Source organism: Kribbella sp. NBC_01245 (assembly GCF_036226525.1).
Lineage (GTDB): Bacteria > Actinomycetota > Actinomycetes > Propionibacteriales > Kribbellaceae > Kribbella.
The window spans coordinates 3,797,538-3,821,428 of sequence record NZ_CP108487.1 but is presented as its reverse complement, the minus strand read 5'-3'; the positions used below and the strand labels follow the sequence as shown (position 1 = coordinate 3,821,428).

Annotated in this window: 28 protein-coding genes; 16 read left to right on the top strand and 12 right to left on the bottom strand. The window is 67.7% G+C overall.

Translation table 11 applies throughout. From position 1 onward, the window contains the following. Positions 1-495 precede the first annotated feature (495 nt). From OG394_RS16840 to OG394_RS16810, 7 genes are all read left to right on the top strand, one after another. Positions 496-1,599: a HesA/MoeB/ThiF family protein gene (locus OG394_RS16840; protein ID WP_328996314.1), complete on the top strand. Its 1,104-nt coding sequence runs from the start codon at positions 496-498 to the stop codon at positions 1,597-1,599. Next, the gene (locus OG394_RS16835; RefSeq protein WP_328996313.1) at positions 1,596-2,843 is read left to right on the top strand and encodes a hypothetical protein; all 1,248 of its coding nucleotides are present in this window, start codon (positions 1,596-1,598) and stop codon (positions 2,841-2,843) included. The genes OG394_RS16840 and OG394_RS16835 overlap by 4 nt, the downstream gene beginning before the upstream one ends. Next, positions 2,840-3,409, top strand: coding sequence for a DUF3105 domain-containing protein (locus tag OG394_RS16830; RefSeq protein WP_328996312.1), 570 nt, complete (start codon positions 2,840-2,842; stop codon positions 3,407-3,409). Before OG394_RS16835 ends, OG394_RS16830 begins: the two co-directional genes overlap by 4 nt. A gap of 72 nt (positions 3,410-3,481) precedes the next feature. Next, a complete protein-coding gene (locus OG394_RS16825; protein ID WP_328996311.1) occupies positions 3,482-3,616 on the top strand; it encodes a hypothetical protein in 135 nt (44 codons plus the stop codon). 55 nt (positions 3,617-3,671) lie between these two features. After that, a complete protein-coding gene (locus OG394_RS16820; RefSeq protein ID WP_328996310.1) occupies positions 3,672-5,597 on the top strand; it encodes a hypothetical protein in 1,926 nt (641 codons plus the stop codon). Between the two features lie 8 nt (positions 5,598-5,605). Then, a complete protein-coding gene (locus OG394_RS16815) occupies positions 5,606-5,983 on the top strand; it encodes a hypothetical protein (protein WP_328996309.1) in 378 nt (125 codons plus the stop codon). Then, entirely contained in the window at positions 5,980-8,448 is a 2,469-nt protein-coding gene (locus tag OG394_RS16810) for an Hsp70 family protein (protein WP_328996308.1), read from the top strand. The genes OG394_RS16815 and OG394_RS16810 overlap by 4 nt, the downstream gene beginning before the upstream one ends. Before the next feature lie 149 nt (positions 8,449-8,597). Here the strand turns inward: OG394_RS16810 and OG394_RS16805 are convergent, their stop codons facing one another. Beyond that, on the bottom strand, positions 8,598-9,206 hold the full coding sequence (locus OG394_RS16805; protein WP_328996307.1) for a MarR family winged helix-turn-helix transcriptional regulator: 609 nt from the start codon (positions 9,204-9,206) through the stop codon (positions 8,598-8,600). After that, positions 9,203-10,492: a nicotinate phosphoribosyltransferase gene (locus OG394_RS16800; RefSeq protein WP_442914308.1), complete on the bottom strand. Its 1,290-nt coding sequence runs from the start codon at positions 10,490-10,492 to the stop codon at positions 9,203-9,205. The genes OG394_RS16805 and OG394_RS16800 overlap by 4 nt, the downstream gene beginning before the upstream one ends. A gap of 95 nt (positions 10,493-10,587) precedes the next feature. On the opposite strand from OG394_RS16800, the gene clpS reads away from it, so the two are divergent. Both clpS and OG394_RS16790 read left to right on the top strand, forming a co-directional pair. Then, on the top strand, positions 10,588-10,875 hold the full coding sequence (gene clpS / locus OG394_RS16795; RefSeq protein WP_328996305.1) for an ATP-dependent Clp protease adapter ClpS: 288 nt from the start codon (positions 10,588-10,590) through the stop codon (positions 10,873-10,875). Continuing rightward, on the top strand, positions 10,872-11,429 hold the full coding sequence (locus OG394_RS16790) for a DUF2017 domain-containing protein (RefSeq protein ID WP_328996304.1): 558 nt from the start codon (positions 10,872-10,874) through the stop codon (positions 11,427-11,429). The genes clpS and OG394_RS16790 overlap by 4 nt, the downstream gene beginning before the upstream one ends. Before the next feature lie 3 nt (positions 11,430-11,432). Here the strand turns inward: OG394_RS16790 and OG394_RS16785 are convergent, their stop codons facing one another. Continuing rightward, entirely contained in the window at positions 11,433-11,669 is a 237-nt protein-coding gene (locus tag OG394_RS16785) for a hypothetical protein (protein ID WP_328996303.1), read from the bottom strand. Between the two features lie 551 nt (positions 11,670-12,220). Between OG394_RS16785 and OG394_RS16780 the strand changes: the two genes are divergently transcribed. Next, complete coding sequence (locus OG394_RS16780) at positions 12,221-13,114, top strand: sigma-70 family RNA polymerase sigma factor (protein ID WP_328996302.1); 894 nt, start codon at positions 12,221-12,223, stop codon at positions 13,112-13,114. Between the two features lie 72 nt (positions 13,115-13,186). On the opposite strand, the gene OG394_RS16775 is transcribed toward OG394_RS16780, so the two are convergent. Further along, positions 13,187-13,546: an ankyrin repeat domain-containing protein gene (locus OG394_RS16775; RefSeq protein WP_328996301.1), complete on the bottom strand. Its 360-nt coding sequence runs from the start codon at positions 13,544-13,546 to the stop codon at positions 13,187-13,189. A gap of 307 nt (positions 13,547-13,853) precedes the next feature. Continuing rightward, the gene (locus tag OG394_RS40085; protein WP_442914307.1) at positions 13,854-14,024 is read right to left on the bottom strand and encodes a glycosyl hydrolase; all 171 of its coding nucleotides are present in this window, start codon (positions 14,022-14,024) and stop codon (positions 13,854-13,856) included. A gap of 139 nt (positions 14,025-14,163) precedes the next feature. On the opposite strand from OG394_RS40085, the gene OG394_RS16770 reads away from it, so the two are divergent. Further along, the gene (locus OG394_RS16770; RefSeq protein WP_328996300.1) at positions 14,164-15,147 is read left to right on the top strand and encodes an aldo/keto reductase; all 984 of its coding nucleotides are present in this window, start codon (positions 14,164-14,166) and stop codon (positions 15,145-15,147) included. 136 nt (positions 15,148-15,283) lie between these two features. Here OG394_RS16770 and OG394_RS16765 read toward each other — a convergent pair whose 3' ends face one another. Next, on the bottom strand, positions 15,284-15,661 hold the full coding sequence (locus tag OG394_RS16765) for a hypothetical protein (protein ID WP_328996299.1): 378 nt from the start codon (positions 15,659-15,661) through the stop codon (positions 15,284-15,286). 104 nt (positions 15,662-15,765) lie between these two features. Between OG394_RS16765 and OG394_RS16760 the strand changes: the two genes are divergently transcribed. From OG394_RS16760 to OG394_RS16750, 3 genes are read left to right on the top strand one after another with little or no spacing between them, the layout of a single operon-like run. Beyond that, positions 15,766-16,218, top strand: coding sequence for a M67 family metallopeptidase (locus OG394_RS16760; protein WP_328996298.1), 453 nt, complete (start codon positions 15,766-15,768; stop codon positions 16,216-16,218). A 2-nt stretch (positions 16,219-16,220) separates the two neighbouring features. Beyond that, positions 16,221-16,493, top strand: coding sequence for a MoaD/ThiS family protein (locus OG394_RS16755; RefSeq protein ID WP_328996297.1), 273 nt, complete (start codon positions 16,221-16,223; stop codon positions 16,491-16,493). 1 nt (position 16,494) lies between these two features. Further along, positions 16,495-17,442, top strand: a complete 948-nt coding sequence (locus OG394_RS16750; protein WP_328996296.1) for a PLP-dependent cysteine synthase family protein — start codon at positions 16,495-16,497, stop codon at positions 17,440-17,442. On the opposite strand, the gene OG394_RS16745 is transcribed toward OG394_RS16750, so the two are convergent. Together OG394_RS16745 and OG394_RS16740 are read right to left on the bottom strand one after the other, a co-directional pair. Further along, complete coding sequence (locus OG394_RS16745) at positions 17,439-18,149, bottom strand: DUF72 domain-containing protein (protein WP_328996295.1); 711 nt, start codon at positions 18,147-18,149, stop codon at positions 17,439-17,441. The genes OG394_RS16750 and OG394_RS16745 overlap by 4 nt on opposite strands. 97 nt (positions 18,150-18,246) lie before the next feature. Then, positions 18,247-18,606, bottom strand: a complete 360-nt coding sequence (locus tag OG394_RS16740) for a hypothetical protein (protein WP_328996294.1) — start codon at positions 18,604-18,606, stop codon at positions 18,247-18,249. Between the two features lie 171 nt (positions 18,607-18,777). Between OG394_RS16740 and murI the strand changes: the two genes are divergently transcribed. Beyond that, positions 18,778-19,581 (top strand): glutamate racemase, encoded by an 804-nt coding sequence (gene murI, locus OG394_RS16735; protein ID WP_328996293.1) that lies wholly within the window; start codon positions 18,778-18,780, stop codon positions 19,579-19,581. Here the strand turns inward: murI and OG394_RS16730 are convergent. From OG394_RS16730 to OG394_RS16720, 3 genes are read right to left on the bottom strand one after another with little or no spacing between them, the layout of a single operon-like run. After that, complete coding sequence (locus tag OG394_RS16730; RefSeq protein WP_328996292.1) at positions 19,578-21,248, bottom strand: SulP family inorganic anion transporter; 1,671 nt, start codon at positions 21,246-21,248, stop codon at positions 19,578-19,580. The genes murI and OG394_RS16730 overlap by 4 nt on opposite strands. Beyond that, a complete protein-coding gene (locus tag OG394_RS16725) occupies positions 21,245-21,586 on the bottom strand; it encodes an ArsR/SmtB family transcription factor (protein WP_328996291.1) in 342 nt (113 codons plus the stop codon). Before OG394_RS16725 ends, OG394_RS16730 begins: the two co-directional genes overlap by 4 nt. Beyond that, positions 21,583-21,804 (bottom strand): hypothetical protein, encoded by a 222-nt coding sequence (locus OG394_RS16720; RefSeq protein WP_328996290.1) that lies wholly within the window; start codon positions 21,802-21,804, stop codon positions 21,583-21,585. Before OG394_RS16720 ends, OG394_RS16725 begins: the two co-directional genes overlap by 4 nt. 97 nt (positions 21,805-21,901) lie before the next feature. On the opposite strand from OG394_RS16720, the gene OG394_RS16715 reads away from it, so the two are divergent. Beyond that, positions 21,902-22,648, top strand: coding sequence for an MBL fold metallo-hydrolase (locus tag OG394_RS16715; RefSeq protein ID WP_328996289.1), 747 nt, complete (start codon positions 21,902-21,904; stop codon positions 22,646-22,648). Here the strand turns inward: OG394_RS16715 and OG394_RS16710 are convergent. Further along, positions 22,636-23,814 (bottom strand): Gfo/Idh/MocA family protein, encoded by a 1,179-nt coding sequence (locus OG394_RS16710; protein ID WP_328996288.1) that lies wholly within the window; start codon positions 23,812-23,814, stop codon positions 22,636-22,638. The two genes, OG394_RS16715 and OG394_RS16710, sit on opposite strands and share 13 nt — an antisense overlap. Positions 23,815-23,891 lie beyond the last annotated feature (77 nt).

Here is a 23,891-nt window from a genome sequence, read left to right as displayed (position 1 = left end):
GTGGGTGGATGTTGTGGATGAATTTGGGTGGTTGATACCTATGTGTGGGGCGGTCAGGTGTGCCGATGGCCTTGTTTGGTGGGGGATTGGAGGTTTGGGTGACTGGGGGCGACTGGTGGGTGGCGGGCAGTAATGGGGTGTGAGGGTATTTAGTCGTTTGATTCAAGGTATTGTCCGATTTACCTTTTTGAATCGGGCGGAAATCAAATTCGGGGCATTGGAAAACAATGGGGTGGCTGCTCTAATGACCGCCATGCGGCGGTTAGCCGCTTCCGTCCGATTCGCTGGAGGAAGTCATGGAGAAGAAGGTCGAGACCAAGCCGGAACCGCGGAAGGTCCTCGTGCGCAAGCTCGAGAAGCTGGAGACCACCGCGATGATTCTCGACCCCGGCTGCCGTAACGACATCTGCGGCTAGTCAGGTCATCGACCGGGGTGCGGCTCAGGCCGTGCCCCGGTCGTTCCATCGCCGAGCGGGGTTGTGAGGAGGGATAGGCATGGTGCGGCCACGGATCAAGGGGATTCACAAGCCGGTGCGGCTGAACCCGACGCTGATCAACATCGGCGGCCGGCAGCTCGGTATCGGCGCGGAGATCGACGATGAGGACGGCGCCCTCTGGGTGTTGCTCGGCCTGATGGACGGCACACGCAGCCGCGAGCGGATCGTCGCGGACCTGATCACCGCGCGGCCAGACCTGACCGCGGCCGAGGCGGCGGACGCGATGCAGACGATCATCGACGCCGGGTACGTCGAGGACGCCGCCGCGCCACCGCCGCCCGAGTTGAGCCCGGCCGAGGTCGAGCGGTACGACCGGGCGTTGACGTACTACGCGTGGGTCGACCTCACCCCGCGCGCCTCGCGTTATGAGGTCCAGGCCCGGCTCAAGGCCAGCCGGGTCGTCGTACTCGGCCTGGGTGGCACGGGTTCGGCTGTCGCGTCGTCGCTGGTCGCGGCCGGAGTGGGGTCGGTGCACTGCGTCGACTTCGACGTGGTCGAGGCCGGCAACCTGACGCGCCAGTTGCTGTACTCCGAGGACGATCTCGGCAAACCCAAGGTGCCGGTCGCGGTCGAACACCTCAGCCGGATCAACTCGCACGTCGAGGTCACCGGTGAGGAGACGCGGGTCGATTCGACCGACTCCGTCGCCGCGCTGATGGAGGGCCGCGATCTGCTGGTGCTCTGCGCGGACCAGCCGATGCACGTCATCCGTGACTGGACGAACGAGGCGGCGCTGCGGACCAGTACGCCGTGGATGATCGCCCAGTACGCCGGACCGATGGCGGTGGTCGGCCTGTTCGTGCCGGGGCGCACCGGTTGCCAGGATTGCCTGCCGAGTGTGGGGGATCGCCTGCGCGAGCACTACGGGACCGAGCCCGAGGAGTTGTTCCCGTTCAACGGACATGCCGTGATCGCGCCATCGGCCAACCTCACCGGGCATCTGGCGGCGCTCGACGCGGTCTACCACCTGACCGGCATCCCGACCACGACGCTCGGGCGGATGTTCCACCTGAGCCTCACGGATCTGACGTATCACTACGTCGTTGCACCGCGGCCCGGACGCAAATGCGAGACCTGCGGCTGGGTCGGGGAGAGCCCGTGATCGCGCTCGACGCCGGTAGTCGGGTGAGCGCCGCGCATGTCGTCGTACGGCGTGAGGATGTCGACGAGTATGTCGTGGGCGATCCCGCCAGCGGCAACTTCGTCATCGTGCCGGAAGTCGGGGCCAGGCTGGTCGAGCTCTTCGCCGCGGGGTCCACCCTCGCGGAGGCGGCCGAGATGGTGGAACGCGAGACCGGCGAGCCGATCGACGCCCTCGACTTCGCCGAAGTCCTGATCGAGGCCGGCATCATCACGGCGGGCAACCGGGCCGGCAGTCAGACCGACGCTGTCGCGGCACAGGCCGGCCAAGGTGACGCGGGGGCCAGGTTTTGGTCCGTATCGCGGGTGCCGGCGGCTCTGGTCAGACCGCTGTTCGGCCGCGTCGCCTGGACGTTCTACGCCGCTTGCCTGATCGCGACCGCCGCGATGTTCGTCGCCGAGACGTCGCTGCTGCCGACGTACGAGGACACCTTCATCTTCCCGGACGTCGTACTCAGCCTCCTCGTCACGAACATCGTCGTGGTCATCCTGACGATCATCCACGAGGTCTGGCACGCGTTGGCGGGCGCGGCCGTCGGCGTACCGTCCCGGCTGCGGATCGAACGCCGCGGCATCTTCCCGGTCCTCGAGACCGACCTGACCGGCCTCTGGGTGCTGCCGCCCGAACGCCGCTACGGGCCTTTCCTCGCCGGTATGGCCATCGACAGCGTGGTGCTGTTCGCGGCTGTCGCGCCGCGTTTCGCCTGGTCGCGCGGCTGGATCGACCTGCCGCCGGAGCTGATCCGGTTCCTGGCGATGGTCGTGTTCAGCCAAGTGGTCAAGCTTGCCTTCCAGACCCTGGCCTATCTCCGCACCGACATGTATTTGGTGATGGCCACCGCGACTGGCTGCGGCAACCTGCATCAGGTCACGAGGCTGTCCCTCAAACGCCTTATCCGCAAGCTGAATCCGGCCGAAGCGATGATCCTCGGCAATGCTCACGCCAAGGATCTGCGGGTGTCCCGCTGGTACCGCCTGCTCTATCTCGCCGGCCTGGTCTGGATGGTCTGGTTCGCGTGGTACTTCCTCTGGCCCAGCGCCAAGGTCACCTTCGGCTGGGCCGCGGGTGTGCTGATCGGAGCGCCGTTCGCCAGCGCCTATTGGTGGGAGGGGATCGCGCTGCTGGTCTTCGCGTCGCTCAACGTGTTGCTGCCGGTCGGCGTGATCGTGCGGAATCGCTACCAGGCCAGGAGGACCGTCGGATGAGGCGTCGTTGGCTGGGACTGCTGGTCGGGATTATCGTCACCAGTCTGAGCGTGCTGACCATGTCGGGTCTCGCGGTCGGGGTACTCGTCGGCCAGTTCACCGATCGGGCCGCGCTGCCGTGTGACCAGGTGCCGGGTACGCCGCAGCCGTTCGAGGGCGATCGCCACATCGCGTACGAGAGCGCGCCCCACGATCCGTACCGCAGCAAGCCGCCGACCTCCGGCCCGCATTCGCCGCGAGTGGTCATCCCCGGCATCTACCGCGACCCGATCGTCGAGGAGTTGCAGGTCCACGTCTTGGAACATGGGCACGTCCTGCTGCAGTACGGCTCGGACGTATCGGCGAGTGACGTCGAACGCCTCGAACGCCTCGGCCGGAAGCATCCGCGAGACGTCGTCGTCGCGCCCTATCCCGCGCTGGGCCGAGGGATCGCGATGACCGGCTGGCAGCGGCTACAACGGCTCGACGCGGTTGACGATCAAGCCGTCGAGCAGTTCGTCACCAAGGTCGCGGGCCGCTACGACCACCAATGGCGCAACGGCGCCACCCCCTGCACCCACCCCTAACCACTCACCCCTGACCACTCCCGCCTACCAGCCAAACCCCGCGGCGTACGACGTACAGGTGGGGGCCGGCAGTTGCTGAGGGCAACGGTCGCGTACGACGGTGAGGTGGCGGCGTACGGGATGGCGGCCGTGGTCGGTACGGACGCGATGTTCCATGACGTGCAGACCGAGGCGGCACATCGGCGACACGGTTCGGGCGGCCGGTGACGCTGCCGGAAGTTACGGTTGCAGCTCGGGTTGGGGCTGACGAGTGGGGACGTGGGTGACTGACGAGCGGCCGGACGTGTTCGGCTTGGGGGAGACGCTGACGGCCGACGTGTGCCGCCGTAACGCCTTCCGGCTGAGCGGACTACCGGTAGACGCGACCGCGCGGCAGATGCGGCGCCGGGGTGACGAGGTGCAGGCGGCGGAGCGACTCGGTCTGCCCGTCCGGACCAACGCTCAGGTCCTGCCGCTGGACCCGCCGCCGGATGCCGAGGCGGTGCGGACGGCCATCCTGCGCTTGCGTGATCCCGTCCAACGGCTGACCGAGGAGCTCTTCTGGTTCTGGCCAACGCCATCGGACGGTCAAGCCCAGGACGAGACCGAGGCCCGCACGACCTGGCAGGCCGTCGCGAAAGACCCCGCGCGTACGGCGGAAGAACGCGTCGTCGCGAAGCACAACCTCGGCGTACTGGAACTGGCTCTCGCGCTCGAAGAGCTCACGGTTCGCGGCTGGCGAGCGACGTACGACGCGTGGGCGGAAGTGCTCGCGGACGACGGGTTCGAGGCCTGGCTCGTACGCCGGGTCAAGGCCCTCGATGACCCGCGCTTGCCGGTGACGATGGCGGCCCGCCTCGTTCGGGAGGTACCGGTCGCGCTGCTGGCGTTGCACGGGCGCCTGTTGCTGCAGGAGCTCCAGGCCGAGACCATCTACGCCGACGCCGAGATCCACCTGGACCTGATGCGGTCCGCGAGCCCCGATCCGGAAGTGCTGCACCGCGCCCTCAACGGGGTGGTCCGGCCGGTGGTGGCGCGGATCCGGAGCCGTTGCGAGCAGGCGCGGCTGCCGGCCGACGACCCCGTCCTACTGAAGGCACGGGCCGACGACCTGGTGGACTGCCTGGACGACGAATTCGAGTACTTGGCGATCCTGCTCGGCGACGACGCGGCAGTCGTGACCGGCCTCGGCGACGAACTGGCCGGACTGCTGCGGACCACCGCGGTCAAAATCGCGAACCACCTGCTCGCCAACGAGTCGCCGGGTCGCGGCCGCCAGGGCAAGGCCGTTATCGACTACCTCGTGGTGGCGTTGACGATCGGTCCGGCCGAACAGCTGATGGACCGGATCGACGAAGACCTGACCATCATCGTCGACAACGTGATCCATTGGCTGGCCGACGAGGCTGTCGCCGAGGCAAACCGCGAACCGGCTCGCGCGCTGGTGACGGCCGACCGGTTGGTCGCCGACGCGGCACCGCTGCTCCGGCAGTACCGAGGGCTCCAGGACGAGCCCGAGATCCTGTTCGGTGTCGAGCAGGACTTCACGTACCTGCTGACGATGGTCCTGCTCGCGCATGCGGACACCCCGCTGAAGACCGCGCAGGCGAGACTGGCCGCTGAGCGGATCTACCGATCGAGTGGTCTGCGCGCAGCCTTCGAGGACGACACCGAGGACTATCTGCGAGCCACCTTGCAGTACCTGGATGGCAATCAGGCCGACGAGCCGTACCGCCAGGTGACCCAGCTGCCGACGATCGGTGCCGAGCGCGCCTGCTGGTGGTGTGGCGATAACGACGCGCCCGTCACCGCGGTCGTCGCGATGGCAGTGCCCGGTCAGGCGAATCCCGACATCACCCCGGTGCCCCTGCCCTGCTGCGTGGACTGTGCCCGGGACAAGATCGACACGGAACCGTCGCCCATGTTCGGCTGCGTGTTCATCCTCGCCGGCCTGATCGGCACGGTCACGCTGATCTTCTGCCTGCTCGGCCTGCTCAACATCTGGGAACCGCCGGGTGGTACGACCCTGAACGGCATCATCAGCGGCACGCTCGCGGTGCTGAACATCTCGATCAACCGCAAGTTCAGCAACAGCCTGTACGCCGCGGCGATGGTCAGAGCCCGGCAACATCCGGACGTGGTGGCCCAACTCAACCGCGGACTGAGCACCATGGCCATGAAGAGCGATCGATCCGCCATCCGACCGTGAGGAACCAGATGCTGCCCCCACGCCCACCTGGCCCGCTGGACTCGTCGCCGCCGGACCGGACGGTCGATCTGCCCGCCGGCGCGTTGGCCGATCTCGCCGTCGCGATCTGGCGGCTGGACACCAAGCTCCCAGACGGCGCACCCGGACGTCGGCAGGCGCATGCGGTCCGCGACGCGCTGACCGACGCGGGCGTGGAGACCCAGGCGTACGACGGTGTGGACTTCGATCCAGGGCTGGCGATTCGGGTGATCGCATTCCAGCCGACGGCGGGTTTGCAGCAGGAGCGCATCCTCGAAACGGTTCGCCCGGCAGTGTCGGTGCGGGGTGCCATCCTTACTCTCGCCGAGGTGATCGTCGGCGTACCGGTTGAGAAGGAGAGCGCGTGACCAGGACGACCATCGACTTCGGCATCGACCTCGGCACCACCAACAGCGCGGTCGCGATGCTGCACGGCGTCCAGACCGAGGTGATCAAGAACAACGACGGCGACGACACCACCCCGTCCGCGATCTGGATCGACAAACGCGACCGCTTGTACGTCGGACGTGCGGCGCGAGACCGCTCCGAGGTCGACCCGGGTAATACGTGTGCCGAGTTCAAACTCAGGATGGGTACGGCGGGCCAGTTGCAGCGATTCGCGGCGAGTGGGCGCGAGCTGACCCCGGAGGAGTTGTCCGCCGAGGTGCTCAAGTCGCTGCGCGCGGACGTCCGGACGCGAACTGGCGAGGAGATCCAGGCCGCGGTCATCACCGTGCCGGCCGCCTTCGACCTGAACGCGTGCGATGCCACCCGGCGAGCCGCCGAGCTGGCCGGGCTGCGCTATCCCGTGCTGCTGCAGGAGCCGACCGCGGCCGCCCATGCGTATGGCTTCCAGTCCACCGACGACAACGCGATGTGGCTGGTCTACGACTTCGGCGGTGGCACGTTCGACGCGGCGGTGATCCAGTTGCGCGACGGCGAGTTCTCCGTGGTGGGGCATGCGGGGGACAATTTCCTCGGCGGCAAGCTGGTCGACTGGCAGATCGTCGAGGAGCTGCTGATCCCGGCCGCGATCGAGCAGGAGCCGAGCCTGACCGGGCTGACTCGTGGAAACCCGGAGCGGCAGGTCGTGGTCAGCAAGCTCAAACGCGCGGCCGAGGTGGCGAAGGTGCGGCTGTCGCGCGCGGATTCCACCGACGTGACGGTCGATCTCAGCGTGGGTGGCGAGCTGCTCGAGCTGGACTACGAGCTGCGCCGGGCGGATGTCGAGCGTTTGGCCGAGCCGTTCGTGCGCCGTTCGATCGAGTTGTGCCGGCAGGCGCTGGCCGACTGCGGGGTGAGCCCGGCCGATATCGGCAAGGTGCTGATGGTCGGCGGCCAGACGATGATGCCGTTCGTGCGCGAGTTGGTCGCTGCCGAGCTCGGCGTGCCCTTGGAGTACGACCAGGACCCGATGACCGTGGTGGCGCGTGGCGCGGCCATCTTCGCCGGCGCCCAACCGTTGCCCGAGGCACCTATCGCGGATGCGCCCGTCGGGTCGTACACGGCGCGTTTTGAGTATCCGCGAATGGGCCCGGACGACGATCCGCAGGTGATCGGGCGGATCGACGGGCCGTCGTTGACCGGGTTGTCGGTCGAGGTCGTGAACGCCGACGCCCGGCCGCCGTGGCGGAGCGGGAAGCTCCAGCTCTCCGCGGAGGGCGCGTTCGTCGTCGTGCTGCGGGCCGAGCGCGGCCGGCTGAACAAGTACCAGGTCGAGCTGACCGACTCGACCGGCGCGCGGTTGCCGTTGAGCCCGGACGAGTTGCGGTACACGGTCGGCTCGGTCGAGACCCAGCCGATGCTGACGCACGCGATCGGTATCGGGACGGCTGACAACAAGCTGCACAAACTGGCCGAGCGCAACGCCGGTCTGCCCGCGCGCCGGGCGATCACGCTGCGCACGACCGAGGAGGTCCGGCCCGACAACGGGGTGATCCGGATCCCGATCCTCGAGGGTGTGCATCAACGCGCTGACCGGAATCGCCGGATCGGCCGACTGGAAGTGCGCGCGGATCAGGTCGCACGGGCGGTCCCGGCGGGCAGCGAGTTGCGGCTAACGATCGAAATCGACATCTCGCGGCTGGTCCGCACCACGGTGTACCTGCCGATCCTGGACGCCGAGTTCGAGGACAGCATCCGGCTGGATACCGAGGCCGCGCCGGTGACCGACGAGCTGGAGACGGCGGCGCAGGTCGAGCGGGACCGGCTGGAGGACGTACGGCGTGAGCAGGCGTCCGTCGGAAGTCCGTTGGCCGACATGATGTTGCAGCGCATCACCGACGAGCAGTTGGTCGAGAAGATGGAGAACGCGTTGCGCTCGGCGGGCGATCCCGCGGTCGCGGTCGAGGCCAACCAGTACATCCTGGATCTGCGAGTCGCGATCGACGCCGTCGAGGACGAGCTGACCTGGCCGGCGTTGGTCCAGCAGGCCGAGACGGTTGTCGCCGAGGCGCACGACTTCATCCTCAGCCATGGGAGTCCGACCGATCGGTCCGAGCTCCCGGTGTACGAGCGCGCGGTGGCGGAGGCGATCGAGTCTCGTGACGCGGATCTGTTGCGGCAGAGGCTGCAGGAGTTACAGATCTTCTGCTGGCGAGTGCTGGACCGGACGCCGGTGGGCCAGATCAACCTCTTCGAGGACCTAAGCCGCCAGCGCTACCAGATGACGAATCCGGCGACGGCCGACCGGCTGATCCGCGACGGCGAGGAGGCCATCCGCACCGAGCAATACGAACGCCTCCGCTCAATCAACCTCCAACTCTCAACGCTAATCCCCGCCGCCCCCACCACCCCCGACTCCTTCAGCACAGTAGAACTAGCCCCCCGCTGACCCTTCACGTCTGCCCTTCTCTCCCGCCGCGAGTGGTCGCGTCTGACCCGCCTTCACTCCTGCCGCGAGTGGTCGCGTCTGACCCGCGCCGGCAAGCCAGTCGGCGGCGTTGGGGATCAGAGGTGACCACTCGAGGCAGGGGAGAAGGGTTAGCCGGGGAGGGCGTCGCCGTTGGCGGCTAGTTGCCAGAGGATGTTGCGTAGTTCGCGGCGTTGGTCGGCGTCGAGGCCTTGGGTCAGGCGCTCGCCGACGCGTTCGTGGATGACCCGGACGACCTCGGCGGCTTCGGCGCCCTCGGCGGTGAGCTCGATGCTGACCAGGCGGGCGTCGCCGTTGGTCGCCTTGACTCGGCGGACCAGGCCGGCCGCCTCCATGCGTTGCGCGGTCCGGCTGGCCGTCGGGACCTCGACGTCGAGCACCTTGGCGAGCTGCGCGACCGGCAACGAGCCGAGATGGGCCAGCTTGATCAGGACCAACTCCTGGCCGACGTGTACGCCGCTTCCCGTCAGCTCCTCCGCCATCGCCTTGCGCACAGCGCGTCCGGCGAAACGCAAGGCGATCAGGACGTCCGCGGGACTGGCCGGCGCGTCGGCGGGCCACTCGGTCGCCCGATCGGACCCCTCGCAACCTGGCTCAGCCTCCTCACCAACAACCTCGGCACCCGGACAAACCGGCTCACCAACCCGCATGTCACCCGGCAGGTCGGCCGGTCTGTCACCGGGCAAGCCGGCCGGTTCGGCGTTCGGTGTGTCGGTCATGCTCGCGGCCGGGGTGCGAATGGGTTGCGGGCCTGGACGTTGCCGATGTACTCGGTGGGGATGGCCGGTTCGCCGCGGCTGAGTTGGCTCGCGCTGCGGGGGAGCTCGTCGCGGACCTTCAGGTGGTGCGCGCGCGACTCGTCCGGCGTCGTACGGCCGACGACCTTGCCGCCCTCGACCAGCGTCCGCAGCAGCATCCGGTCATCGCCATCGTCGACCGGTGCTTCGCCAACGCCGACCAGCTCCGCCTCCGCCACACCCGACTTGTCCCGCCGCCGCAGGGCGTACTTCCGGCCGCCGATCGAGATCTTGTCCGGGCTCTTCTTCGCGACCGGCTTGAGGTTGCCTTCGGCATCAGCCCGCGCGACCAGCTTGTAGACGAACCCGCAGGTGGGATGCCCACTACCCGTCACCAGCGACGTCCCCACGCCGTACCCGTCGACGGATGCCGGAGCCAGCGCCGCGATCTGGTACTCGTCGAGGTCACTGGTCACGATGATGCGGGTCTTCGTAGCGCCAAGGGCGTCGAGCTGCTCCCGCACCTGCCCGGCCAACGACGGCAAGTCGCCGGAATCGAGCCGTACGGCGCCCAGCTCGGTCCCGGTCACCTCGATCGCCGTGCGGACCGCCTCGGTCAGGTCGTACGTGTCGACCAGCAGCGTGGTTCCCTTGCCCAAGGCATCGACCTGGGAGACGAAGGCGTCCCGCTCGGTGTCGTGCAACAGCGTGAACGAGTGCGCCGCCGTACCGGTGCTCGGAATGCCGTAGCGCCGGGCCGCCTCCAGGTTGGACGTCGCCGCGAACCCCGAGATGTACGCCGCGAGCGCGGACGCCACCGCGGCGCCCTCGTGCGTACGGCGTGAACCCATCTCGATACACGGGCGCCCACCGGCCCACCAGGTCATCCGGGAGGCGGCCGACGCCACGGCCGAATCGTGGTTCAGGATCGACAGGAACACGGTTTCCAGCAGCACGGCCTCGGCGAACGTCGACTCGACCACCAGCACCGGCGATCCCGGGAAAAAGATCTCGCCATCGGCATAACCGGCGATATCCCCGCTGAACTTGTAGGTGGCCAGCCAGTCGCAGGTGGCCTGGTCGACCACGCCACGGTCGGACAGGAACGCGATCGTCTGCTCGTCGAACCGGAAAGCCTCCAGCGCGTCGAGCAGCCGGTTCACGCCCGCGACCACGCCGTACCGGCGGCCGTCCGGGAGGCGGCGGGCGAACAGCTCGAAAACGGAGCGGCGATGTGCCGTACCGTCGGCGAGGCTCGCCTGGAGCATGGTGAGCTCGTAGTGGTCCGTGAGCAGCGCGGTCGTATCGTTCACAAAGGGCAGCCTATTGCGAGCCGGGACGGACTAGTGGAGAGAATGGCTGAGTGACCACTGCACCGAGCGAGCTGGACAGCCCGTCGACGGACGAGGCGATCCAGCTGAGCCCACCCTGGGTGACCATCGTCTGGAACGATCCGGTCAACCTGATGGACTACGTGACGTTCGTGTTCCAGAGCTACTTCGGCTACTCGAAGGAGAAGTCGGAAAAGTTGATGTGGCAAGTGCACAACGAGGGCAAGTCCGCCGTATCCAACGGCAACCGCGAGGCGATGGAACGAGACGTCGAGGCGATGCACTCCTACGGCCTGTGGGCCACCTGCGAGAAGTCGTGACCCGTTTCCGCAAGCGCAAGGGCACCGTGGTCGTCTCATTCGCCGACCATGAGGCGGAGATCCTGGCGAACCTGCTCCGCAACCTGGTCGAGTTGCTGTACGACGGCATGCCGCCGCGGGCGACCGGGGTGCCGGATGACCCGTTGGCCGCGCTGCTCGACAACGACGGACCGACCGCGCCACCCGAGGACGAGGTGCTGCAGCGGTTGCTGCCAGACGCCTACAAGTCCGACGACATGGCCTCGGCCGAGTTCCGCCGGTTCACCGAGCGGGGGCTGCGCGACGGCAAGATCACCGACGCCAAACGCGTACTGACCGCGATCGAGGAGAGCGAGTCGCCTAAGGACGGCATCACCGTGCCGGCCGAGGAGCAGGTCTCCTGGTTGCGAGCGCTGAACGACCTGCGCCTGGCCATCGGCGCCCGCCTCGGCATCGAGGAGGACGACTACGAGTTCTGGGAGAAGCTGCCGGACGACGACCCGCGCCGCCTCACCTACGACCTCTACGACTGGCTCGGCTACCTCCAATCCGCCCTCCTCCACAACATGCGCTGAGCCTTAACCGACGTCCCGATAGGCACGGCCGACCTCGTTAGGAGTGGGGCCGTTGTAGAGGCCAGTGCCGGAGCGGTCGGTTGGGAGTGCGAACCAGGCGTAGCGCTCGACGGCCGAGTGGGCGTTCATCATCTCGGCAGACCGTCGGGCGAAACTGGCGAGCAGCGCCTGCGTCGGGTAGCGCGCCCTACCGGTGCTCCAGTCGATCAGGTACGCGACGGCTGGGCTGCCTAGGCGCATCCCTGTCGCTTGTAGTCGCGCCTGACGTTCGGCGGGAACATCATCGAGACCGGCACCGAGTCGTACCGGCTCACCCACAGCCTGAGCCACTAGCAACGAACGATTTCGCGACGGACCATACTACCGAGCTCAGACGGCCAAGAAGCCGCCTCAGAATCGCTCCCAGCGAACTGACCGGCAGATGCGGCCGATCACCGCGTCCTCGAACTTCGCTCAGCGCCCGGTCTGAGCCGAGCGCCCGCCTCGAACCGGGCGCGAAGCCGCGGTCATCGCACGCCCAGAGCAACCTCACCAGTTTGAGCCGAGGCCCGCTCGCTACTTTGCGGCTCCGGACACACCGCTGGGAGTTCTGGGCCTACTCGGTGAGCCCGTACTGGTCGCTCATGATCGCCTCCGGAGTCGGGCCGGTCGTACGGAGAAGATCCGGTGATCGGCCTGAACAGCCGCGTCCAGACCGACGCCCGGGCACACGGTGAGCCGGCCAGGCGTGTCACATTCGCCGTGTCTGAGGGTTCACCTCTTTGAGCCCCGGTGATGGGATGGTGTGATCGATGGACGAGAACGAGTGGCTGGCCGCGCGCTTCGAGCAGCACCGACCCCGGCTGCAGGCGGTGGCCTATCGAATGCTCGGCTCGCTGGCTGACGCGGACGACGCTGTTCAGGATGCCTGGTTGCGGCTGAGCCGGTCCGATGCGGAGCAGATCGACAACCTTGGCGGATGGTTGACCACCGTCGTCGCCCGGGAGTGCCTGCATATGTTGCGCTCCCGCCGACGCCGCCGGGAGGATCCGTTCGCCGCGCACCTGCCCGACCTGGTTGTCATCCCGGACGGGGACCTCGACCCCGAGCAGGAGGCGTTGCTGGCCGACTCGGTGAGCTTGGCCCTGCTCGTCGTGCTCGACCAGCTCACTCCGGCTGAGCGGTTGGCGTTCGTGCTGCACGACATGTTCGAACTGCCCTTCGAGGAGATCGCCGGCATCGCGGGCCGCACCCCGGTCGCCGCGCGGCAGCTCGCCAGCCGGGCACGGCGCCGGGTGCATGATGCCGAGATCCCATCACCCGATCCGGATCTAGCGCGCCAGCGGCAGGTCGTCCGTGCCTTCTACGCGGCTGCGTGGAACGGCGACTTCGACGCCCTCGTCCAGGTCCTCGACCCCGACGTCGTCCTGCGCACCGACTTCGGCACCACCCGGCCGCCAACCGTCGTCCGCGGCGCGCCAGCCGTAGCCAAGCAGGCCCGCGCCCCACGTGGTGGCCAGCTGCGCCCCGCCCTGGTCAACGGCGCGATCGGAACGTTGATCACCCGCGACGGGCGGCCGTTCTCTGTCATGGCCTTCACCGTCGCGGGCGACAAGATCGTCAGGATCGACGTTGTCCGCGACCCCGACCGCGTCCACCGCCTCGCGTCCGCCCTCCTCAACCGGACGCAGCGAACAGGGCAGTGAATGCTGAGCGGGATGGCGAGCCCTATTTCGACGAGCTGGGGGCCTGATGCCGCGTGACCGGGCGGCGCGTCATTAGGCCAGGGATTCGAGATATTTCTGGGTTTCCTGCTTCTTGAAGTACTGCGCCCAGCCCGCCGGCTGCGCGTTGAACCCCGGTTCGCGGGCGGTGTGGTCGGCACCGTGCTCGACCAGCAGGCGCGCGATCGACAGCTCACCAGCTGAGGCCGCGTAGTGCAAGGCGGTGGCGCCGGCGGCGGTGACACCGTTAACGCCGAAGCCAAGATCGATCAGCAGCCGGACCGTTGACCAGTTGCGCGCCTCAGCCATCCGCGCAACCAGGTCTACGTGCCGATCGCGCAGCCTGGGATCGGCGGCCAGCATCGACCGCATCGTCCCTTCGTCGGCGGCCTCGGCGGCTTCTTCGAACTGCATCGTGTCCTCCTCGTGTGGTTTGCACTCGTACCTATGAGCCCAGACGACGAGCCGATGTGACAGGGCGAGTGCTCGAACAACTGCTGCCTGACGAGAACCGCCCGGCGCGGCGAACTAGCCGAACCACGACGCTTCCGGACGACTGGAAGCCGCCGGCACCGCCGCCCTCGAACGCCTCCAGCTCAGCCTGCTGCTGCGTAAGACGCCCAGCCCGGCTACTCAGCGCTACATGGCACTTGGTCGTAACTCACGTCCACAACCCACCCGCAACACCCGATCGTGCTGTCGAACTCACCACCATCCGGTGTCAAAACTCATGTCCACAGCCAGAGAGCCTCTGGTCGGTCACGTGGTTCGGACCCCAGATCGTCGGCACGAACTCGACACCAGCTGGTGAGGTGATCCCTGCGCGCCCTGAGTCCCAGTTGTAGTACCAACTGACTCGGGAGTCCTGCAGAGCTTGGGTGACGCCGTTCATGTTCCAAGTGCTCACGCCCTTTTTCGGGACAGGAGCGGCCTCTGCCGGCAGTAGCAACGTGATCAGGGTAGTGAGCGCTAACACTAGGCGAGTGGTCCTCACGGCGATCTCCTTCTCGGGCGTGCATAAGGTGTCCCGCATGGAGACAAGGAAGCTGGGGCGTACGGGCCGGGATATCGGTGTTGTCGGGCTTGGCGCCTGGCAGTTGGGCGCCGACTGGGGTGAGGTCGACGAAGGCGCGGCGATGGACGTGCTGAACGCGGCCGTGGACGAGGGCATCACCTTCATCGACACGGCTGACGTGTACGGCGATGGGCGCAGCGAGCGCGTGGTCGGGCGTCTGCTGGCCGAACGGCCTGACGCGGGTCTGACCGTGGCGACCAAGATGGGCCGCCGGGTCGAGCAGACGCCGGCGGCGTACAACCTGGACGCGTTCCGCGCCTGGAACGACCGCTCCCGGGAGAACCTGGGCGTCGAGACGCTCGACCTGGTCCAGCTGCACTGCCCGCCGACCGAGGTCTACTCGACCGACGCGGTGTTCGACGCGCTGGACACGCTGGTCGAAGAGAAGCGCATCGCGTCGTACGGCGTGAGCGTGGAGACCTGCGCCGAGGCCCTCACCGCGATCGCCCGGCCGAACGTGGCCAGCGTGCAGATCATCCTGAACGCCTTCCGGCTGAAGCCGCTCGACGAGGTGCTCCCGGCCGCGCGCGAAGCCGGCGTCGGCATCATCGCCCGCGTCCCGCTGGCGAGCGGCTTGCTGTCCGGCAAGTACGACCGCAACACCACCTTCGGCAAGGACGATCACCGCAACTACAACCGCAAGGGCGAAGCCTTCGACGTCGGCGAGACGTTCTCCGGTGTCGACTTCGAGACGGGCCTCGAGGCGGTCGAGCGCCTTCGCCCGCTGGTACCGGCCGGAGCCACGCTGGCCCAGTTCGCGCTGCGCTGGATCCTGGACCAGCCGGGCGTGAGCGTGGTCATCCCCGGTGCCCGCAATCCCGCCCAGGTGGCCGGAAACGCCGGCGCGGCAGCCCTCACCCCACTGACCGACGCCGACCTCGCCACCGTGCGGGACGTGTACGACGACCTGATCCGCCCGCAGGTCCACAGCCGCTGGTGAGACCGCTCTCATAACCGCGAGTATGCGCGGCCCCGGCCGCCCCTGACCCCGGCACCGCAGGTGACAACCCCCAAAACCTACGGTGCCGGGGGTCGTTCGAGCACCACCTGTCGTCGCGTGACGACCGGTCGGTAGGTCAGGCGACGATGGCGAGTGTGGTGCTGACGACGCCGGAGACGATGCCGACGAGGGTGCTCGCGGTGGCCAGGCGCTTGGCCGGGTTCACCCAGAGGCCTTGATTGAGCTCGCGCCATTTCTTGGGCACGACGGCCAGCTTCAGTTTTTGCCACCTGTGCTGCTTGAGACGGCATCCCATCAGGATTCCGCTCGCATTGTTGCGACACGGACCCTGCCGCCCTTCTGCGCCGCACCAGACCGGAGCGCGAAAGAGAAAGTAGATGGTCACCAGCGACCAGCCGGCGATCAGAACAACTGGTCCGAGCTGAAATGACCATGCCGTGGTGATCAACAGAACGAAAAGCAGATATCCCCAGTACTGCCGTAGTCCCTTCATGATTACCCAGTATCACCGAACGACTACAGAAGGAAACCATCCAGAATGTGGACGCAGGTGCCGTCTGGGCGGGGCGCTCGGCCCGCCCAACTACCGTAGGTGGGGTGCTGACAATTGACTCCGCGACGTATGACGCGATCGTGGCGCATGCTCGCCGGGATCACCCGGATGAGGCGTGTGGCGTGGTCGCGGGGGCCGTGGGGTCCGATACCCCGAGCCGGTTCGTGCCGATGCTGAATGCGGCGATGTCGCCGACGTTCTACGAGTTCGACTCCGGCGATCTGTTCCGGCTGTACAAGGAGATGGACGAGCGGGACGAGGAGCCGGTGGTGATCTACCACTCGCACACCGCGACCGAGGCGTATCCGTCCCGCACCGATATCAAGCTGGCTTCCGAGCCCGGTGCGCATTACGTGCTGGTGTCCACGCGGGATGGCGCGGACGAAGCGACGTACGACGGGCCGGTGGAATTCCGGTCCTACCGGATCATCGATGGCGTGGTCACCGAAGAAGAGGTCCGGGTGGTCCCGGCATACACGAATCCAGGAGAGAACTGAGCATGGCGATCGAACTGCGCGTCCCGACCATTCTGCGCCCCTTCACCGACGGGCAGAAGGCGGTCAACGGCGCCGGTGGCACCCTGTCCGAGCTGCTCGACGACGTCGAGGGCAGCCACCCCGGCCTGAAGGAGCGGATCATCGAGAACGGTGACCTGCGCCGCTTCGTGAACGTCTACGTCAACGACGAGGACGTCCGCTTCACCGGTGGGCTGGAGACCGGTGTCAAGGACGGCGACGTGGTCGTCGTACTGCCCGCGGTCGCCGGCGGCTGAGATGCGTTTCGACAGTCTGCTCGACTCCGTCGGCGGTACGCCGCTGGTCGGCCTGCCGCGGCTGTCGCCCTCGGCCGAGGTCCGGTTGTGGGCCAAGCTGGAGGACCACAACCCGACCGGTTCGATCAAGGACCGGCCGGCGTTGCGGATGCTGCTCGACGCCGAGAAGGACGGCCGGCTCCGCCCGGGCAACACCATTCTCGAGCCGACGTCGGGCAATACCGGGATCTCGCTCGCGATGGCGGCCAAGCTGCGCGGCTACCGGATGGTCTGCGTGATGCCGGAGAACACCTCCGAGGAGCGCCGCCAGCTGCTCCGGATGTGGGGCGTGGAGATCGTCTCGTCCCCGGCCGCCGGTGGTTCGAACGAGGCGGTCCGGGTCGCCAAGCAGATCGCCGAGGAGCACCCGGATTGGGTGATGCTCTACCAGTACGGCAACCCGTCGAACGCGGCCGCGCACTACGACGGCACCGCGCGCGAGCTGTTCGAGGACCTGCCGTCCATCACGCACTTCGTCGCGGGGCTCGGTACCACCGGCACCTTGATGGGTGTCGGCAAGTTCTTCCGTGAGCACAAGCCCGAGGTCCGGATCGTCGCCGCCGAGCCGCGGTACGGCGAGCTGGTGTACGGCCTGCGCAACCTCGACGAGGGGTTCGTGCCCGAGCTGTACGAGTCGTCCCTGATCGACGCGCGCTTCTCCGTCGGGCCACGCGACGCCGTACGACGGGTGCGCGAGCTGCTCGAGAACGAAGGCATCTTCGCGGGGATCTCGACCGGCGCCATCCTGCACGCGGCGCTTGCCCAAGCGGCCAAGTGCGTGCGCGACGGTGAGACCGCGGACATCGCCTTCGTCGTCGCGGACGGCGGCTGGAAGTATCTGTCGACCGGCGCCTACGAAGGCACGATCGACGAGGCCGAAGACCGCCTCGACGGCCAACTCTGGGCCTAGAGCATTTTCCTGAACGTCAAGGCGTTGCGAGGAGCCGTGGCGTGCTGGTCGTTGTTGAAGTAGACGTACGCGTCGTCCCAGGCATCAGTGACGCGTTCCGCCCAGGTCTTCAACGCAGTGCGCCCGTACGACGGCCAGGGCGTGGCCGCTCCGACGTGCAGGCGGAGGTATCCCCAGTCGGCCGTGCGCCACAACGGCGTGATCGGCCGGGACTTGCGGTCGGCCCAGGCCAGGGCGGCTCCGTGAGACTGCAACACCTCGCGAACCTCGTCGGTCCACCAGGACTTGTGCCGCGGCTCGACAGCCACGCGGGTGTTGCGCGGGAATTCGGCCAGGCAGGCGTCCAGCCGGGTGGTGTCGCACTTCATCGTCGGCGGCAGTTGCAGCAGGATCGGGCCGAGCTTGTCGCCCAGTCCGTCGGCGGCCGCCATCATCCGCTGGACCGGTTCGGCCGGGTCGGCGAGGCGCTTCACATGCGTGAGGAAGCGGCTGGCCTTGACCGCGACGGTATGGCCCGCAGGCAATCGCGAACGCCAGCCCGCGAAATCGTCGTACGAGGGCAGGCGGTAGAACGCGTTGTTCAGCTCGACCGTGTCGAAGACCGTCGCGTAATGCTCGAGCCAGAGCCGCTGCGGCACCTCGGCCGGGTAGAAGTCGTCACGCCAGTCTTTGTAGACCCAGCCAGAGGTACCCACCAGGATCGACATAGTCGTCAAGGTGCCCCTGAACATGCGTGATCAAGCCGCCTGGGTGCGCGTCCCGGGCCGCTCGCTGATCCCCGCGTCAGCGATTCATCAAGTCACGTCAGTCTGCTCCTCGGAAGAAGATTCGGCGGCCGATCCGCGGGTGCGTGCCCCGGCCCTTGCAACTGCTGCAAGGCCTGGTGGCGTAGCTGAAGATCGAGCCTTTGTGGCGGCCGGCACCGTTACAGCGATTGCATTTCGCGTTCGGGTGCAGAGCGAGCGAGGCGATGTAGACCACCAGCAGGCCCAGTGCGAACAGGATGAGCATCCCGGTCGCTCCGGTACTGGCGATCGCGTCACCGGGGTTGGCGGTGGCGCTTTGTTCGGCGGCCTGACCAGCTGCTGCTGCGGCGTTACTGGGGCGTGGCGTTGGAGCCGCGGTGCTGCTCAGAGCCACCGCAAAGAGAATTGCCACGCTCATGGCATCAGGGGATCGGTAGAAGGGGGCGGCAAGAAACACATCCGTTCAGAGTGACGTGACTTATGTCAAGTTGGCCAGTGTTTTATTTAAAGATGTGGATAAGTTCGGCGTGTCCGAGGCCGAGACGCCCACAGAGGAGCTAACTGGCCGACTGCTTGTAGGGTTACGGACGTGACAGACGCGCCGATCGGCATCTTCGATTCAGGGTTCGGCGGCCTCACCGTCGCCCGCGCTGTGCTGGACCAGCTCCCGCACGAGCCGATCCTCTATCTGGGCGACACCGCGCGCCAGCCCTACGGCCCGAAACCCATCGCCGAGGTCCGTGAGTACGCGCTGGAGTGCCTGGACCACTTGGTTGAGGCAGGCGTCAAGGCCCTCGTCATCGCCTGCAACTCCGCGTCCGCCGCGATGCTCCGCGACGCCCGCGAGCGGTACGACGTACCCGTGGTCGAGGTGATCCTGCCGGCCGCCCGCCGCGCCGTCGCCGCCACCCGCAACAACCGGGTCGCCGTCATCTGCACCCATGCCACGGCCACCTCAATGGCGTACGACGACGCCTTCGCCGCCGCGCCACAGATCGACCTGATCACCGAGGCGTGCCCCAAGTTCGTGCCGTTCGTCGAGGCGGGAGTGACGTCCGGCTCGGAGTTACTCGCGGCTGCGCACGAATACCTCGACCCCCTCGTCGAGGCGGGCGTCGACACGTTGATCCTGGGCTGCACGCACTACCCGCTGCTGACCGGCGTCATCTCCTACGTCATCGGCGACAACGTCACCCTCGTCAGCAGCGCCGAGGAGTGCGCCAAGGACGTGTACGCCGTCCTCACCCGGCACGACCTGCTCCGCGATCCCGGCCTCCCCGAGCCGACCCACCGCTTCGTCACCACCGGCGATCCGGCCGAGTTCACCGCCATCGGCGCGCGCTTCCTCGGCCCGGTCATCGCCGGCGCCGACCAGTTCGCCTGGATTCGTTAACCCCGCGGGACCAGACCGGTGTGGTGAAGGTGGTTCCGCGCGGCCTCGATCGCCTCTGGTGTGGTGGCGAAGACGCGCCCCTTCGCGCCCAGGGCGGCGATGATCTCGAGGGCGTCCAGGATTCGGTGATGCCCGGGGCGGATGCCCGAGACGAGCACCACCATGTGCCGATGCTCCAGCTTTTCGATCGTGTCCTTGAGTACGAGCGCACCGCTGGCGTCCATCGCGGTGACCGAGGACAGCCGTAGCACCACGACCTCGACGCGAGCCACCTCGGACAGCTCGAGCAGGAACCGGTGGGCGGCGAAGACCAGCGGTCCTTCGATCCGGTAGACGACGATGTGCTCGTCGAGCAGCGCCCGCTCCTCGTCCGTGTGGTCCTCCGGAAGGTCCGGGTGCAAGGGCATCTGCCGCAGCCGCGAGCTCGCGGTCACCGCCCGCAGCGCCAGCGCGCCCGCCACCACCAGGCCAAGGATGACGGCCTTCACCAGGTCGAGGGCCAGCGTCGCGATCGCGGTGACGGTGAGAATGACCGCCTCGGAGCGGGAGGCGCGAGCCATCGCGCGAACCGAGCCGACTTCGACCATCCGGATGGCCGTGGCCAGCAGAACGCCGGCGAGTGCCGCGAGCGGGATCCGCCCGGCCAGAGGCGCTGCGGTGTACACGATCAGCGCGAGTACGGCGGCGTGGGCCAGCGCCGCCAGCCGTGAGCTCGCACCCGCCCGCACGTTGACGGCGGTTCGGGCGATCGCGCCGGTAGCGGGCACGCCGCCGAACAACGGGGTGATCAGGTTGGCCAGCCCCTGACCGAACAGCTCCCGATCCGGATCGTGCCGGGAGTTCACACCCATGCCATCGGCAACGGCCGCCGACAGCAGGGACTCCAAGGCGGCCAGCGCGGCCACAGCGATCGCCGGCCCGGTCAGCACCCAGATCTGGGCCGGATCGAAGAACGCCAGCGACGGAATCGGCAGACCGGCCGGCAGCGTGCCGATCCGATCGACGTCCAGCCCGGTCAGTTCGGCCACCAGGGTCGCCACAACGACCGCGAACAAGGAGAACGGAATGACCGGCGCAAGCCGCCCGCCGACCAGGATCGCGATCGCCACCGCCAGGGTCACGGCCAAGGCGGTCCAGTTCGGGTGCGCGGCGAACGAGCCGATGGCCTGCGCGGCCAGTGCGACAACCTGATCGGCTCCTGGTGGCGCTACCCCCAGCGCGGCCGGCAGTTGCTGCAACCCGATGACCAAGGCGATGCCCAGCGTGAAACCCTCGATCACCGATGCCGGGATATAGGCGACGTACTGGCCGGCCCGTGCGAAGGCCAGGCCGAGCAGGATCACGCCCGCCATCAACCCGACGGTGAGCACACCCGTGGCGCCGTACGTGTGCATGATCGGGACCAGTACGACGGTCATGGCGCCGGTGGGTCCGGTCACCTGCAGGCTCGAGCCGCCGAAGAAGGCGGCGAGCGCTCCGGCGATCACCGCGGTCGTGAGGCCCGCGGCGGCGCCGAGACCGGAGGAGATGCCGAACCCGAGTGCGAGCGGCAAGGCCACGATGGCGACCGTGAAGCCTGCGAGCAGGTCGTGTCGCGGATGGCTGACGATCGCCCTCAGATCGTCGCGGGCAGGCAGCAGCTCGCGAGTCCGGTCGAGGAACCTCATCGGGACGAGGTTTCGGCCTCGCGTAGTTCGGCGAGCAGCTCGTTCTGGCCGGCGATCAGGTCGGTGAGGATTCGCCGGGCCGTGCGCAGCAGCTCGGCCACCTCGCCACCGGCCAGTTCGTACACCACGCTCGAGCCTTCCCGGCGGGAGGTAACGATGCCGTAGCGCCGGAGCACCGCCAGCTGTTGCGACAGGCTCGACGGCTCGATGGCGATATCGGCGAGCAACTCGCGAACTGGTCGCGGTCCGTCCTGGAGCAACTCCAGCACCCGGATCCGGACCGGATGCCCGAGCATCCGGAAGAACTCGGCCTTGGCCTGATAGAGCGGGACCGTCATCGCGGCAGATCCGTGTCCATGATCAGGCCGTGCTCCATCGCCAGACGTAACAGGCTGTCGAGCTCGTTCGTCCGGACGTCGGCGGCGTAGAAATCGCCCTCGGCGGTCGCGGCGGCAAGTGCCGCTCGCGCCTCCCGCACGCGGCGCTGCAGGTCCTCGGCGAATTGGCTCGACTGCAATGCGTCCTCCCGGCGGTGGTGATGTCTGGAACGAAGCATGTGATGAATTGAAGAAATCTTCAAGTCGGCCCGATGTGATCTCTCCCTCTCCGCGCTGCGCGGGCGACGGGGGCGACTCGCCAGTAATGTGTCGAACGTGCAGCTCACCGTGATCGGTTGCTCGGGTTCCGTGCCCGGCCCGGACTCACCCGCGTCTTCGTACCTGCTCAGCGCCGAGGGGTTCCACCTCGTGCTGGACCTGGGCAGTGGTGCGTTCGGCGCCCTGCAGCGGCACATCCCGGCAGACCGGATCGGGGCCGTCGCGCTGTCCCATCTCCACCCGGACCACTGCATGGACCTCTGCGGGCTGTACGTCGCCACCAAGTACTCCCCGGCGGCACCCTTCCCGAAGATCCCGGTCTACGGCCCAGCGGGTACGGCGATCCGTATGGCTCAGGCGTACGACCTGCCGATAGACCCGGGTATGACCGAGCAGCTGACCTTCAACGACTGGCAGCCCCTCCAGCAGGTGGGGCCGTTCACCGTCCGCACTACGCCCGTGGTGCACCCGGTCCCGGCGTACGCGATCCGTGTCGAGCATGACGGCCGCTCGATCGTCTACTCGGGCGATACCGGCCCTACCCAGGCACTGGTCGAACTGGCGCGCGGTGTCGACGTACTGCTGTGTGAGGCTGCTCTACTCGACGACGACCCGTCCAACCCGCCTGAGTTGCACCTGACCGGCTCAGAGGCGGGGGAGCACGCACAGCGGGCTGGAGTGGGCCGGTTGATCGTGACGCACGTGCCGCCCTGGTACGACCGGCACACGCAGGCGCGAGCTGCTGCGAAGACCTACTCCGGGGAGATCCTCACAGCCGTACAGGACGCCGTCTACGACGTCTGACCCCGTTCGAAGTACGCGACGAGCTCCGGATCCAGTTCCGGTACGTCGACCGGGTTGCCGCCGTTGCGCAGAGAGGTCGTGGCGGCATGTCCCGCGGCCACTGCGGCCCGAGCGGCGATCGGCGACGTGAGAGTGGCAGAGCCGTTACGGACGAACGTGAGGAACTCCTGCACCAGTCGCGGGTCAGCGCCCGCGTGGCCGCCCTCGGCGTTCGGGATCTCGATCACCACGTCGGCGTCCTCGCGATAACCCGAGCGGCGCGAGTTCCAGACCTTGACCACACCGCCTGGGCCGTCGCCGAAGTTCTCCAGCCGGCCCGCCGTCCCGATGACGGTGTAGTTGCGCCAGTAGTCCGGCGTGAAATGGCACTGCTGGTACGACATGAGGACGCCGTTGCCGAGTTGGAGGTTCGCCATGCTCAGGTCTTCGACGTCCATCACGGGAGCGAGGCCCTTCTGCTCCAGCGGCGGCCAGTTCGCCTCGTCGACGAACTCGCTGAACCGCTGGCCGGTCCGGTCCGTCCGGTCGGTGATACCGCCGTACACGGCAAGCTCGCCGAACGCGCTCGCCCGGGTGGTGTAGCCGCCGGCCAGCCAGTGCATCACGTCGATATCGTGCGCGCCCTTCTGCAGCAGCAGGCTCGTCGTCTTCGACCGATCGGCGTGCCAGTCCTTGAAGTAGAAGTCGCCGCCGTGCCCGACGAAGTGGCGGCACCAGATCGCCTTCACCTCGCCGATCGCGCCGGCCAGGATCTGCTCGCGCATGATCTGCACGACCGGCATGTGCCGCATGTTGTGCCCGACGTACAACCGCGCGCCGCTGCGACGGGCCGCCTCGAGCACCCGGTCGCAGCCCTCGGTGGTGATCGCGAGCGGCTTCTCGACGAAAACCGCGATGCCCGCCTCGAGAAAATCGACTGCCGGGTCTTCGTGCAGGTGGTCCGGCGTGGTGAGGAAGACGCCGTCCAAGCCGAGGTCGAGCAGGTCGCGGTGGTCGCCGTACGCCTTGGCGCCGGGGAAATTCGCCAGGCCTGACTCCTGCGAGGCCGGGATGGGGTCGCAGATCGCGACGACGCTGGAGCCCTGGTCAGGCTGGTCGGCGTTCTGGGCGAGCTTGCTGCGGGCGCCCAGCCCGACCACGCCCAGTTTCAGGTCTTTCCCGCTCATCAGGCCTCCGGAATGCTCGTTTATGTTCTGTACAGCCTATGTCTGCGCACTTGCGATCGGCAATCGGGATCGTTGGC